Genomic DNA, 13,630 nt, shown 5'->3' with positions numbered 1-13,630 from the left:
TAAAGGCGTCAGTCTGCAGTAGCCTGCTGATCCTGCTGCCTGAACAGATGCTGCCAGTCGGTCTGCTCACTCCAGATTTGCAGGCGCTCCATGGCCACAAGCAACTGGTCTTTCTGGTATTCGGTATCTGGCGAGGCGCATTTCAATGCCGTTTCCAACTGATTGGCGGCGCCTCGCAGTTCCGGGACACCGCAGTAACGGGTTGCGCCATGCAGCTTGTGTACGCACTCCAGTAACTCCTCCCGTTCATCGTTATCCCAGAGGCTGTTCACGCGGTCCAGGTCAGTACGGATCTGTTCAACCAGCATGCTGAACAATTCCTCCGCCAGGTCTGCTTTGCCAGCGGCTAACTGGATGCTTTCAGTGATGCTGACGCAATCCGGTTGTTTCTTGCGGGTAGACGGCCGCAGTGCCTGGCGGGTATCGCGAACCTCTGGTACGGGAAGATAATGATTCTCGGATCCTGCGTCACAGCTGTAACCGGTGTAATCGTAGATAATGTCGATCAGCTGGTTGTTGCTGATAGGCTTGGCAAGGTAGCCGTCGAAACCCTGCCGAATCAGCCGGTCCTGCTCTTCGGCCAGTGCATGCGCAGTGAGTGCAATGATGCCGGTGCGATGGCTGTTGCCATCCAGGCTCCTCAGCCTTACCGTGGTCTCGACACCATCCATACCCGGCATCTGCAAATCCATGAAAACCAGGTCAAATGGTTTCTGCCTTGCCTTGCTGAGGGCCTCGAAGCCACTACTGGCGCCCTCGGCTTCAATCTGGCAGTCGTTTAACAGCGTCAGCACCAGTTTCAGATTGGCATCGTTATCGTCCACGGCCAGCACCCGAGGTACCCGGCCAGATGTTTGCGCGGTCTTCCTTGCGTCCGGCGGCACCGGAAGTTGTCGCTGTCCGCTGCTTATGCCGTGAACCAGTAACAACAGCTCATCATAGAGAGAGTCACGGCAAACCGGCTTAGTAAGGTGGCCGCTGGCCAGGCCCGAGAGCGGTGTGTCGTGGGTTTCCAGCGTTGGCGTCAGTAAAAGGGTGCGGCAGTCCCTTTCCAGTTCCAGGGTCCGTACCAGCGAGCAGTACTGGCTGGAATTAAGCAGATGGCGGGTGATACCCAGAAGGGCAGCTGCGTAACCGGATTGCGCTTTCTGGGCCTCTTCGATCTGCTCCTGCATGGCGCCCGGTGAGGAAACCCTGTCTACGGTCATGCCCCATTCGCGCAGCATGTGCTCTACCGCCAGACCGGTGGTCTTCTGTTGCTCCAGATAGATGACCCGTTCGCCGCGCAGGGCGTCTTTCGGAGCGATGGCCTCTCCGGTGGAGGACAACTCCGATGTGAGGGTGAACCAGAAGGTAGAGCCCTTGCCGAGCTCGCTTTCAAGGCCGATCTTGCCACCCATTTCCTCTACCAGACGCTTGGAAATGGCAAGGCCGAGGCCGGTGCCACCATACTGCCGTGCGGTGGAGGCGTCCGCCTGGCTAAAGGCATTGAACAGGGATTGTTGCTGGGCCCGGGAAAGACCAACGCCGGAGTCGGAAATGCTCAAGCGCAGGGTAATACGGTTACCTTCCTTGTCTTCTTCCTCCAGGCTGGCCCGCAATACCACTTCACCGGTCTGGGTGAACTTGATGGCGTTGTTGACCAGGTTGGTGATCACCTGCTTCACCCGCAGCGGGTCACCCATGACGTTGTCCGGCACATCATTGTAAACCAGCGGTACCAGGTCCAGGTTCTTGCTGTGCGCGGCCGGGGCCAGCATGACCATGACTTCCTCGACAATGTCCCGAAGCTGGAACGGAATCCTGTCGAGAATCAGTTTTCCTGCCTCGATTTTGGAGAAATCGAGGATATCGTTGATGATGGTCAGCAGTATTTCCGACGACTTGCGGATGGTGCTCAGGTGGTCCCGCTGCTGGCGGGGCAGTGGGCTTTTCAGCAGCAGTTCGGTGAAACCGATGATGCCGTTCAGAGGTGTGCGGATTTCGTGGGACATATTGGCCAGAAATTCCGACTTGATGCGGCTGGCTTCCAGTGCTTCCTTGCGCGCAAAATCCAGTTCGATGTTCTGGATCTCGATCGTTTCCAGGGTTTCCCGCAGGTCTTCCGTTGCCTGGTCAATGTTTTGCTGCATCTCGGCCTGGGCCTTGCTCAGCTCCTCGGCCATGGCGTTAAGGCCAGATTCCAGTTGCTCGAATTCCGGGCCTGCCCCGGTGTAGACACGGGTGTCCAGCTTGCCCTCCTTGAGCCTGGCAACCGCTTCGTTGAGTTCAAATACCGGGTCTGTAAAGGCGCGGCTCAGGCGCAGTGCGATCACCAGGCTGAGAACAACGCCTCCCAGCACTAACAGCAGAGAAATCAGCAGCGCCTTGTAGGTTTCCTTCTCGGTGCGAACATGTGACATCTCCACAGTGACCCAACCAATCGGCTCCTTGACGCTGCCCGTATTCTGGCGGGAGTCCGGGGCCAGCATGCTTTCGATCATCAGGTCCTGCAGGTAAACGGGAGTCACGAATACGGTGCTGTCCGGCCTGCTGATCTGTTTGGCATCCTCACCGGTAAGTACTTCTTTATCGACGTCATCGGAGCTTCCGGGGCCGGTGTGAAGCAGCCGGTTATGCTCACTGCCAAAGAAGGTAATGGAACGAACGTCCTGCTCTTCCAGCAAGGCGTTGGAAAGGCTGCTAAGAAGGCTGCGATTGGCGGTGAAGAGGCCGTACTCCGACCCTGCGGACAGTTGCCGCGAGAGCGATTCGCCACGGTCCTTGAGCAGGTTTTCAATATTGTTGACCCAGCTGTAGGTGAAGAAGAGCCCCAGCATCAGGGTGGTCAGAAGGGTGGGGACGAGTGTCACCACAAGTACTTTTTTACGTATGCCCCAGCGCCGCATAGTGTATTCCCGATTGACTTCGCCGGCCGGATATCCGGCATTCTTCCCTGTCAGAATAGATGATTCCATCCAGTCTGGCCGTGTTGACGCTCCCGGATATAGCCCGCAGTCATGGATATAGCGAGAAGCTGTATTGGGAGGCAGCGGGTATTCCGCGTATCATGCGAATCCGGAGTGTAACACAGGCTTGTGTTGTCGGCGGTAATGGCTGGCTGCGGGTTGCGGAAGATTTGAGGAAGGTAAAAACATGCATTTCCCGACCATAGAAGATTATGTAGGACATACGCCCCTTGTAAGGTTGCAACGGCTTCCGGGCGACACCAGCAACGTGATTCTGGCAAAGCTGGAGGGCAACAACCCGGCTGGTTCGGTGAAAGACCGCCCTGCGATCAGCATGATTCAGGAGGCGGAACGGCGAGGTGAAATAAAGCCCGGTGATACGCTGATCGAGGCCACCAGTGGGAACACCGGTATCGCCCTGGCAATGGCGGCAGCGATAAAGGGCTATCGAATGGTTCTGATCATGCCCGAGAATGCCAGCGAAGAGCGCCGCGCCTCCATGCGGGCCTACGGCGCCGAGATCGTCAATGTGAGTAAAGAGGGAGGTATGGAAACTGCCCGGGACCTGGCCCAACAGATGGAAGCCGAGGGGAAAGGTAAGGTGCTGGACCAGTTTGCCAATCCGGACAACCCTTTGGCGCATTACCGCACCACCGGCCCGGAAATCTGGGAGCAGACCGAAGGCCGGGTTACTCATTTTGTCAGCTCCATGGGTACCACCGGAACCATCATGGGCGTTTCCCGGTATCTCAAGGAACGCAATCCGGATATCCGGATTGTGGGTTTGCAGCCGAAAGAAGGTGCCTCCATACCGGGTATACGTCGTTGGCCGGAACCCTACCTGCCGAAAATCTACGATGCTTCCCGTGTAGACACCGTTCTGGATATCGGCCAGCAGGAAGCCGAAGACACCATGCGCGCTCTGGCCAGCGAGGAAGGTATCTTCTGCGGTGTTTCCTCCGGTGGTTCCATTACCGCTGCGCTGAAACTTTCAGCCCAGGTTGAAAACGCGGTGATAGTGGCCATTATCTGTGACCGGGGCGACCGTTACCTGTCCACCGGTGTGTTTCCCGGTGCCTGAATTTACCAAGACCAGATCCCATCAAGAGACCTCCTATGAGCAGAAGACGCAGGAAAGTCCTGCCCACCGAGCCGGTACGTTGTGTAGTTGAGACCCTGAGCCACGATGGCCGCGGAATCGCCCGCGATAATGGCAAGGCGCAATTTGTTGATGGTGCGTTGCCGGGCGAGACAGTGATGGCAAAAGTGATCAGCTCACGCAGCAAGTTTGACGAATTGCGAACGGTCGAGGTGCTGGAAGCCGGCGATGCCCGGATTACCCCGCCTTGCGAGTTTGCAGACCTGTGCGGAGGATGCAGCCTGCAGCATATGGGTAGTGATGCCCAGATCCGGTTCAAGGAAGAAACCCTGAGGGAACACTTCGCCCACTTCGGGGGCATCGAGCCGGAGGAATGGGTGCCTCCCATGCGCTCCCCGGCACTGGGTTACCGTCGCAAAGCCAGGTTGGGAGTGAAGTATGTGCCGGCACGGGAGTCGGTACTGGTCGGATTCCGTGAAAAACGCAACAGCTTCCTGACCGACATTGACCGCTGCGTGGTTCTGGATCCCCGTATTGGTGATCGCATTGCCCCGCTGCGGGAAATGCTTCATGGCATGGATGCCTATCGGCGCATTCCCCAAGTGGAGGTGGCCTGCGGGGACGAGGATGCAGCGATGGTGTTTCGTAACATGGATCCGTTAAGCGAGGCAGACACCGCAGCACTGATTCGCTTTGGGCAGGCCCATGATTTGCATATCTACCTGCAGCCTAAAGGGCCGGATACGGTTCACAGGATCTGGCCCGATTCGGGTGAGGAGCGCCTGGCCTATCGCATGGATGAATTCGATCTGACGATGAAATTTCATCCCATGGACTTTACCCAGGTCAATGCAGGGATCAATCGCACCATGGTACACAGGGCTGTGGAGTGGCTGGACGTGCAGCCTGGCGAGCGGGTACTCGATCTATTCTGCGGGCTGGGGAATTTTACCCTGCCTTTGGCGCGTCGTGCCGGGCAGGTGGTCGGCGTTGAAGGCGATGATGCCATGGTGGTTCGTGGCCGGGAAAATGCGGAACTCAATGGGCTTTCGAATGTCGCATTCCACGGCGCCGACTTGCAGGCTGATTTTACTGCACAGCCCTGGGCGGCGGAGGGCTTTGACAAGATTCTGATTGATCCGCCGCGTTCTGGTGCCAAAGAGGTCTGTGAATATCTCACAGCCTTTGGAGCGCGGCGAATCGTGTATGTGTCGTGCAACCCGGCCACGCTGGCCAGGGATGCGGGAGTTATCGTGCGTAATGGTTACCGGCTGGTACAGGCGGGTGTTATGGATATGTTCCCCCACACCACTCACGTTGAGTCCATGGCGATGTTCGAGCGCGTGGATAACTGATGAACCTCGGTGCCGGACACGATGGCCGGGTAAGCGACCAGGAATAACAAGAGTCATATGGTAAAAGTTCGCGAAGACTATGCAGTGACGGGTGACGGCCAGGTTGATATTGAACGCTGGGTTCGCCAGATCGAGTCGCAAACACATCTGGAAAACGCAGAACAGTTTCGACAGGCGTGCGAAAAAGCGGCGGCCATCGACTTCCAGGCAGTGCGCGAGGACAGGGTATGGGCACCCGGCGCCAGCAGTTTCCGTACCGGTATTGAAATGGCTCAGGTACTGGTGGAGTTGCACCTTGACCAGGCGAGCCTGGTGGCAGCCATTCTTTACCGCGCCGTGCGGGAAGAACGCATCCCCCTTGAGGAAATCCGCAAAGAGTTCGGTGATGAAGTGGCCGGGCTGATCGACGGCGTTCAGCAGATGGCCGCCATATCGTCCATTCATCACCCACTCAAGGGTAATGTGCTGGGTCAGACCGAAGGCCAGCTCGACAATGTCCGCAAGATGCTGGTGACCATGATCGACGACGTCCGGGTTGCGTTGATCAAGCTTGCTGAGCGAACCTGCGCCATTCGTGCGGTGAAAAATGCGCCCGAAGAAAAGCGCATGCGTGTGGCCCGCGAGGTGTTCGACATCTACGCACCTCTGGCGCACCGCCTGGGTATCGGTCATATCAAGTGGGAACTGGAAGACCTTTCTTTCCGCTACCTGCACGAATCGGCCTACAAAAAAATTGCCAAGTTGCTGGACGAGAAACGGCTGGACCGTGAAAGTTACATCAAACGTGTGATCACCTCCCTGAGAGACGAGCTGTGCGCCTCCGGTATAGAGGGAGAGCTGTCCGGCCGCGCCAAGCACATATACAGCATCTGGAGAAAGATGCGCCGCAAGGGGATCGATTTCTCTCAGGTCTATGATGTGCGTGCGGTGCGGATACTGGTGCCGGCCGTGCGCGACTGCTATGCCGCACTCGGGATTGTGCATACGCTCTGGCGGCACATTCCCAACGAATTTGATGACTACATCGCCAATCCCAAGGAAAACGGCTACCAGTCCCTTCATACCGCGGTGATCGGCCCGGAAGGAAAGGTGATGGAGGTTCAGATCCGCACCCATGCCATGCATGATGAAGCGGAGCTGGGAGTTTGTGCCCACTGGCTGTACAAGGGCATGGACAAGGGCAACCGTTCCGTGGGCTACGATGCCAAGATCAACTGGCTGCGACAGGTTCTGGAGTGGCAGGAAGAGCTGGGCGATCTGTCGGGTCTGGCCGACCATCTGAAGTCGGATGTCGCATCAGACCGGGTGTATGTTTTTACTCCGGAGGGCCACGTGGTGGACCTGCCCCAAGGTGCCACACCGGTGGATTTTGCCTATCGGGTGCATACCGAGATTGGCCATGCCTGCCGCGGTGCCAAGGTCAACAACCGCATCGTGCCGCTGACCTATCCCCTGAGAACCGGAGACCAGATTTCGATCCTGACCTCCAACAACCAGGCCCCCAGCCGGGACTGGCTGAACCCCAGCCTTGGGTATATTCAGACTTCCCGGGCCCGGGCCAAGGTTACTCACTGGTTCAAACAGCAGGACCGCGGCCGCAATATCATTGATGGCCGGGCGATCCTGGAGGACGAATTCAGGCGCCTGTCGCTTTATGACGTGGATCTGAACGACCTGGCCCGCAAGGTGAATTACCAGGGGGCAGAGGACATGTTTGCGGCGGTTGGTGCCGGTGACCTGCGCCCAACTCATGTGGCCAATATCGCCCAGCAGATGCTGGAGCCGAAATCGGAACAGCTGAACCTCAAGCTCAGTACACTGAGGCGCAAGCCCTACGACACCGAGTCGGACATTCAGATCCGTGGTGTCGGTAAGCTCAAGACTCAGGTGGCAAAATGCTGCAAGCCGTTGCCGGGAGATCCGATCGGTGGCTACATTACTGTTGGTCGTGGCGTGACGGTGCATCGACAGGACTGCATTACCTTTCTGAACCTCAAGGAATTCGAACCCAACCGGATTATCGAGGTAAGCTGGGGTGGACAACCCGTGGCTGTGTATCCAGTGGATGTGGAGATTGAGGCATACGACCGTTCCGGATTGTTGCGGGATATCACCCAGGTACTGTCGTCGTCCAAAAGTGACGTGCTGTCGCTGAACACCATGTCCAACAAGGATGAGAACACCGCAACCATGACAGTGACAGTGGAGATTTCCAGCCTCGACCAGTTGGCGAAGCTGCTCGCTCAGATCCGTAATCTGCCCAACATTATCGACGTCAGGCGAAAGCGCTCATGAACTATTCCATCGACGACCTGAAAACCCTGATGGCGAGGCTTCGGGATCCTGATACCGGTTGCCCATGGGATACCAGGCAGACTTTCCGAACCATCGTGCCGCACACCCTGGAGGAAGCCTATGAGGTTGCCGATGCCATCGACCGGGAGGATTACCCTCACCTGGAGGATGAGCTGGGCGACCTGTTGTTTCAGGTGATCTTCTACAGTCAGCTGGGAAAGGAGCAGAGCCATTTCGATTTTGACTCGGTGGTGGACAACCTGGTGCGCAAGCTGGTCCGGCGCCATCCTCATGTATTTCCGGATGGCACCCTGGAAAGCCGGATTGACCCGGATAATCGCCCTGGAGAGGCGGAAATCAAAGCCAGTTGGGAGCGTATCAAGGCGGAAGAGCGGGCCGCCAAACCGGAAAAGCCGTCAGAGTTAGGGCCTGACAGTCGGCTGGATGGCATTGCCCGTACCCTACCCGCAATGGTGCGTGCTGAAAAACTTCAGCGCAGGGCTGCCAATCACGGTTTTGACTGGCCGGATGTTGAGCCGGTCTTCGAAAAACTCCATGAAGAGATCGATGAGCTGAAGGAAGCCTGGTATGACGCGCGCTCCGGTGCTGGCCCGGTGGAAGCGGTCGAGGATGAGCTGGGGGACTTGCTGTTTGTTTGCGTCAACCTGGCACGGTTCATGAAAGTAAATCCGGAGCAGGCCCTCAACAGCACCAATCACAAATTTGAGGCACGGTTCCGTGCTATTGAGGATCACCTGGAAGGCGAAGGCCGCGATATGGACGGTGAGTCACTGGAGGCGCTGGATGCGGTCTGGCAGGCCGTGAAAGGGATTGAAAAGCAGCGGGAAAAGTAACGGATAAGTACAATCCGTTACCATTATTTCTGCCCCCGGTGCTGCCGCTTCGTCTACACTTCCGGTTACGGATGCACAACTTTTGTGCGTCTGGTGGGCCACCAAGAAGATGCAGGAGTGAAGGCACCATGAAAATCAAAGATCTGGTCAATTACTGGGACAAGCATGCGCGTGGTCGTCTGACCCGGGATGCGTATTTTGCCAACCTGGCCGACCAGCATCACCAGCGGTTGGAAAAACTGGCCGCGCTGTATCCGATGAAGTCGTCCCAGGATCTGATGCGAGACCTGATATCCGCTGCCCTTGATGAACTGGAAACCGGCTTTCCGTACGTTCAGGGCTCCAAGGTTGTTGCATTCGATGAGGATGGTTTCGAGATCTATGAAGACGAGGGTATGACTCCGCGCTTCATCAGCCTGAGCCAGAAACACATTCAAAAGCTCAAGGCTCGCCAGCTCGAATCGGTTGCCTGATCAGACCAGCTGTCTGATTTCGAAAGACCTGCAATAACCACGGGGTGGTCCAGCCACCCCACGGTATACCTCCCTCTGCTATTTGTCCCTGCCTTCCAGTTTATCCTTCAACGGGCTAAGCCGGACGAGATCGTCCAGTGCCGCGCCAATCATATCGTTCAGAATATCGCTTTCCGAACGGTCCGGATACAGTTCAGCCAGCGCAGCTATACGCGCTGCATCTTCCAGGGGGAGTCGGAGATTGTAATCATGGCTCCGCTCGACAGGTTCTTTTGCGCCTTCCCAGTGTTTGGGCAGATCGGTTACTTTCATGAATACTCCTTGCAGCCACAGGCTTTAATCGTTAGACAGGCTTTAAGAGTAAATAGTATCGTAAGTTTACTTCGCCTCCGTCAATTTAAAAGGACGTCAATGTGACCGAGCTACACCCTGAACTCCGAGAAAACGTTCGCATGCTGGGTGAGTTACTGGGACAAAGTATTCAGCGCCACCCGGGCCAGGACTGTTACGAACTCATTGAAGAAGTGCGTGCGGCGGCCAAGGCTGATCGCTTCCAGGAGAGTGGTTCCGGACAGCGTCTGGTCAGTCTGTTGGGGAAACTGAGTGATGACGAGTTGCTGCCAGTAACCCGTGCGTTTAACCAGTTTCTGAACCTTGCAAACCTTGCTGAACAGTTTCATGGCATCCGTCGCAAACGTGGCCACCAGTCGGACCTGATGGTGGAATCCCTTGGCGACGTATTCACCCGCCTGAAGAGCGGCGGTGTCAGTGCGGAGGAGTTGCATCGGCGAGTGGCCGACCTGCGTATCGAATATGTGCTGACAGCGCATCCTACCGAGGTAGCGCGCAGGACACTCATCATGAAATACGACGAGATGTCGGACTGTCTTGCGCGTCTGGATCATGATGACCTGTTCCCCGCAGAGCGCGAAGAAATTATCGACCGGCTGGGGCAGTTGGTTACCGAAGCCTGGCATACGGATGAAATCCGTCACCAACGCCCCACGGCAGTGGACGAAGCCAAGTGGGGCTTTGCGGTTATTGAGAACAGCCTGTGGGAGGCTCTGCCACGCTTCCTTCGAAGCCTCGACCTGTCGCTTTCCGAGGCCACCGGCAAGGGCTTGCCCCTGAACGCATCACCTATCCGCATTGCTTCCTGGATGGGGGGTGATCGCGATGGCAACCCCAACGTCACTCATAAAGTGACTCGGAAAGTGTTCCTGCTGAGCCGCTGGATGGCCGCCGATCTGTACCTGCGGGATATTCAGACGCTGCGTGCCGAGCTTTCCATGTGGCAGGCGAGTGACGAGTTGCGTGCGGTCACCGGGGGCTCCCGTGAGCCCTATCGCATGGTGCTGGCGGAACTGCGGGAAAAGCTGATCAAAACCCGGGACTGGGCCGAGGCCAGCCTGGCCGGGGAGCCTGTGGACACCTCACACATTCTGTTTGCCAACGAGGATTTCACTGACCCACTGGAACTGTGTTACCGCTCCCTGGTTGAGAGCGGGCTTGAAACCATTGCCAATGGCCCGCTACTGGACACCATTCGGCGGGCCCACACCTTTGGCTTGCCGCTGATCCGGCTGGATATCCGCCAGGAAGCCTCCCGTCACGCGGCGGCGGTTGCCGAAATGGTCGACTATCTGGGGATGGGCGACTACCTGTCCTGGTCAGAGCAGGAACGGCAGGACTTTCTTGTGCGTGAGCTCAAGGGCAGGCGGCCTCTGGTGCCCCGGAACTGGCAGCCATCGGCCGAGGTTGCCGAAGTGCTTGCCACCTGTGAGGTAGTGGCGCAGCAGACTCCGGAAGCCCTGGGTTCCTACGTTATTTCCATGGCCAGCAAGCCGTCGGACGTGCTGAATGTGATTCTGCTGCTGCGGGAATCGGGAATGGCAAACCCGATGAGAGTCGTGCCGCTGTTCGAGACTCTCGATGACCTGCGTGGCGCGCCGGACAGTATGGCCGCCCTGTACAATGTGGATTGGTACCGGGATTACTGCCAAGGGCGCCAGGAAGTCATGATCGGGTACTCTGACTCCTCCAAGGACGCAGGCCAGATGATGGCCGCCTGGGCACAGTACCAGGCGCAGGAAAAACTGACGGAAGTCGCCAATGAATACAATGTCCACCTGACGCTTTTTCACGGCCGCGGCGGTACCGTTGGCCGTGGTGGTGGCCCCGCCAACCGGGCAATCCTGTCCCAGCCTCCAGGGTCCGTCAACGGTAGCTTCCGGATTACGGAACAGGGTGAAATGATCCGCTTCAAGTTCGGCCTTCCCCGGCTGGCGGAACAGAGCCTTACCCTGTACACCACCGCTGTGGTGGAAGCGACCCTGGCGCCACCCCGTGGGCCTGAGCCAGAGTGGCGGGAGGTCATGGACTGGCTGACGGAACGGTCGCTGAAAGCCTATCGAGACGTGGTGAGAGACAACCCGGATTTTGTGCCCTATTTCCGCCAGGTCACCCCGGAACAGGCGCTGGGCAAACTCGCCCTCGGCAGTCGCCCGGCAAGACGCAAACCTGGCGGTGGCGTGGAAAGCCTGCGAGCTATTCCGTGGATCTTCGCCTGGACCCAGATGCGTCTGATGCTTCCCAGCTGGCTGGGCAGCGACGTCGCCCTGGAAGAAGCCTTCCGTAATGACAAGGTGCCGGTGCTGCGGGAAATGATGCAACAATGGCCGTTCTTCAAAACCTATGTGGATATGCTGGAGATGGTACTGGCAAAATCGGACCTGCGAATTGCCAGTTACTACGAGCAAACCCTGGTGGACGATCCCGAATTGCTGGCGCTGGGTAAAAGCCTACGGCAGCGCCTTGAGGGCTGTATCCAGCGATTGCTGGAACTGAAAGAACAGGACACACTACTGGAGCAGGAACCGGTCTTCGCCCATTCCATGCGTGTCCGTAATCCGTATACTGACCCGCTGCACTACCTGCAGGCCGAGTTATTGAAGCGTGACCGTGAAAGCGAAGGCAAGGGTGAAGTCCCCGAGATGGTAGAGCGCGCGTTGAAAGTAACCATGGCGGGCATTTCTGCCGGCATGCGGAATACCGGATAGCGGTGGAAGCAAACAAAAAAAAACAGGAGTAACGCCGTGGCGTTAGCGGCAAGGCTGGAACGTTTTCTGATCCGTCAGGGGATTGCATACAAGGCAGTGCCCATTGACCAGGTGCTCAACTTTGATGCGGCGGTGATGGCATCAGGACGCTCTCAGGACGAGTTTATCCGCGCAACACCATTGATCGATATAAATGGTGTTGTCATGGCGGTTCATGGTTACAACACCAGTCTGGATATGGATCTTGTCCACAAGCTGACAGGTCGTCGCTTGCAACCACTGACCGCTCGCCAGTCCGCGCGGTTGTTTGCGGATTGTGATCCGGGTTTTCAGCCTCCGGTCGGAGCCGCCTATGAGGTTCCTGTGCTGGTCGATCAGGATGTTCTGGGTTATCCGCGCACACTTATGTGCTGTGGTACCGATAACACCCTGCTGGAACTTGATCGGACCTCGCTGGCGCGGGCACTGGCCGACGCTACTCAGGGGCATCTGGTGATTCGCGGAGAGAATAACGGCCAACGGGACGCGCTGACGCTGGAAGAAGTGGCGGATAAACTCCAGAAGCTGTATCGCCTGCCGCCCATGCCGGCACTGGCGCTGCGAATCCTCAGGCTGACTGCCAACACCGAAGCCACTGCCCGGGAACTGGCGGAGCTTATTGAGTTTGATCCCAGCCTGACGGCGCAAATCATGCGTTATGCGCGTTCAGCGCTTTTCAACTACCCTGGCCAGATCAACTCCGTTCAGGAAGGGGTAACCCGTGTTCTGGGTTTCGATCGTGTTGCACATATAGCACTGGGGATTGCCTCGGTTCGTGCTTTCGAAGTGCCGCGTCAGGGCATGTTGGGGATGGACCAGTTCTGGCGACATTCACTGTACTGCGCTTTCCTGTGTCAGCGCATGGCGCCCAAGTGCAATGCAGACAAAGGGCTGGCCTATCTTTGTGGTTTGCTGCATAACTTCGGCCTGCTACTCATCGGCCACCTGTTTCCACAGGAATTCAACGAGCTCAATACCCTTCGCGAAGCCAACCCGGAAGCCAGTATGCATGCACTGGAGCAGCAGGTATTCGGTGCCGACGACAGTCAGCAGATGCTGGCCGTCGGTCATGGTGCCATTGGCGGTATTCTGCATCGGCTTTGGGAGTTACCGGATCCGGTGGTCAAGGCTGCCGGCATGCATCAGCAGCAGGGCTACCACGGTGAGCATGAAAGCTATGTGCTCATGGTCCAGCTTGCTAACGGGTTACTCAAAGAGAAGGGAATTGGTGACGAGTTCAACCCGGACGAACTGCCTGCTCTTGCGACATCCCTGGGGCTAACTGAGGGCGATGTGACCATTCTCGGTGAGGAGATTGACAAGGTTTCCGGAGATCTGGACGCACTGGCACTTTCCCTGTCATCCTGATCTTCTGACAATTACAACCCGATGTTACCTTTTGGTGCATGCTACGGAGGTCCACTTTCTCTGGAGTGGCTGAGTTCGTATAATGCGCTTTCTTCGGCATGGTACATCGGGTTGTGGCCGGCGAGAGGCTGTCGCAAAGC

Annotated in this window: 9 protein-coding genes; 7 read left to right on the top strand and 2 right to left on the bottom strand. The window is 57.3% G+C overall.

What is annotated here, in order from left to right:
* Nucleotides 1-8 precede the first annotated feature (8 nt).
* Nucleotides 9-2,888: an ATP-binding protein gene (locus M8010_RS09880; protein WP_250091157.1), complete on the bottom strand. Its 2,880-nt coding sequence runs from the start codon at nucleotides 2,886-2,888 to the stop codon at nucleotides 9-11.
* 247 nt (nucleotides 2,889-3,135) lie between these two features.
* Between M8010_RS09880 and cysM the strand changes: the two genes are divergently transcribed.
* The 5 genes from cysM to M8010_RS09855 all read left to right on the top strand — a co-directional run bounded on the left by cysM (nucleotide 3,136) and on the right by M8010_RS09855 (nucleotide 9,024).
* Nucleotides 3,136-4,029 (top strand): cysteine synthase CysM, encoded by an 894-nt coding sequence (gene cysM, locus M8010_RS09875; RefSeq protein WP_250090818.1) that lies wholly within the window; start codon nucleotides 3,136-3,138, stop codon nucleotides 4,027-4,029.
* A gap of 35 nt (nucleotides 4,030-4,064) precedes the next feature.
* The gene (gene rlmD / locus M8010_RS09870) at nucleotides 4,065-5,402 is read left to right on the top strand and encodes a 23S rRNA (uracil(1939)-C(5))-methyltransferase RlmD (RefSeq protein ID WP_250090816.1); all 1,338 of its coding nucleotides are present in this window, start codon (nucleotides 4,065-4,067) and stop codon (nucleotides 5,400-5,402) included.
* 57 nt (nucleotides 5,403-5,459) lie between these two features.
* The gene (gene relA, locus M8010_RS09865; RefSeq protein WP_250090815.1) at nucleotides 5,460-7,697 is read left to right on the top strand and encodes a GTP diphosphokinase; all 2,238 of its coding nucleotides are present in this window, start codon (nucleotides 5,460-5,462) and stop codon (nucleotides 7,695-7,697) included.
* Nucleotides 7,694-8,551, top strand: a complete 858-nt coding sequence (gene mazG, locus M8010_RS09860) for a nucleoside triphosphate pyrophosphohydrolase (protein WP_250090813.1) — start codon at nucleotides 7,694-7,696, stop codon at nucleotides 8,549-8,551. The genes relA and mazG overlap by 4 nt, the downstream gene beginning before the upstream one ends.
* A 128-nt stretch (nucleotides 8,552-8,679) precedes the next feature.
* The gene (locus M8010_RS09855; RefSeq protein ID WP_250090811.1) at nucleotides 8,680-9,024 is read left to right on the top strand and encodes a pilin assembly protein; all 345 of its coding nucleotides are present in this window, start codon (nucleotides 8,680-8,682) and stop codon (nucleotides 9,022-9,024) included.
* 78 nt (nucleotides 9,025-9,102) lie between these two features.
* Here M8010_RS09855 and M8010_RS09850 read toward each other — a convergent pair whose 3' ends face one another.
* Nucleotides 9,103-9,336: a hypothetical protein gene (locus M8010_RS09850; RefSeq protein WP_250090809.1), complete on the bottom strand. Its 234-nt coding sequence runs from the start codon at nucleotides 9,334-9,336 to the stop codon at nucleotides 9,103-9,105.
* Between the two features lie 101 nt (nucleotides 9,337-9,437).
* Between M8010_RS09850 and ppc the strand changes: the two genes are divergently transcribed.
* Complete coding sequence (gene ppc, locus M8010_RS09845) at nucleotides 9,438-12,083, top strand: phosphoenolpyruvate carboxylase (RefSeq protein ID WP_250090807.1); 2,646 nt, start codon at nucleotides 9,438-9,440, stop codon at nucleotides 12,081-12,083.
* Between the two features lie 36 nt (nucleotides 12,084-12,119).
* Nucleotides 12,120-13,490 carry an HDOD domain-containing protein gene (locus M8010_RS09840; RefSeq protein WP_250090805.1) on the top strand — a complete coding sequence of 457 codons (1,371 nt, stop codon included), beginning with the start codon at nucleotides 12,120-12,122 and terminating at the stop codon, nucleotides 13,488-13,490.
* The last annotated feature ends 140 nt before the right edge of the window (nucleotides 13,491-13,630 follow it).

The sequence above is a fragment of the Marinobacter sp. ATCH36 genome (assembly GCF_023555055.1).
GTDB lineage: Bacteria > Pseudomonadota > Gammaproteobacteria > Pseudomonadales > Oleiphilaceae > Marinobacter.
Note: the sequence above shows the minus strand (reverse complement) of the source record. Positions and strands in the feature narration are given on the sequence as shown.

Excerpts from the sequence above, each read along its gene's own strand:
- M8010_RS09880 (WP_250091157.1), bottom strand. The coding sequence starts at position 2,888 with ATGCGGCGCTGGGGCATACGTAAAAAAGTACTTGTGGTGACACTCGTC.
- cysM (WP_250090818.1), top strand. The coding sequence starts at position 3,136 with ATGCATTTCCCGACCATAGAAGATTATGTAGGACATACGCCCCTTGTA.
- rlmD (WP_250090816.1), top strand. The coding sequence starts at position 4,065 with ATGAGCAGAAGACGCAGGAAAGTCCTGCCCACCGAGCCGGTACGTTGT.
- relA (WP_250090815.1), top strand. The coding sequence starts at position 5,460 with ATGGTAAAAGTTCGCGAAGACTATGCAGTGACGGGTGACGGCCAGGTT.
- mazG (WP_250090813.1), top strand. The coding sequence starts at position 7,694 with ATGAACTATTCCATCGACGACCTGAAAACCCTGATGGCGAGGCTTCGG.
- M8010_RS09855 (WP_250090811.1), top strand. The coding sequence starts at position 8,680 with ATGAAAATCAAAGATCTGGTCAATTACTGGGACAAGCATGCGCGTGGT.
- M8010_RS09850 (WP_250090809.1), bottom strand. The coding sequence starts at position 9,336 with ATGAAAGTAACCGATCTGCCCAAACACTGGGAAGGCGCAAAAGAACCT.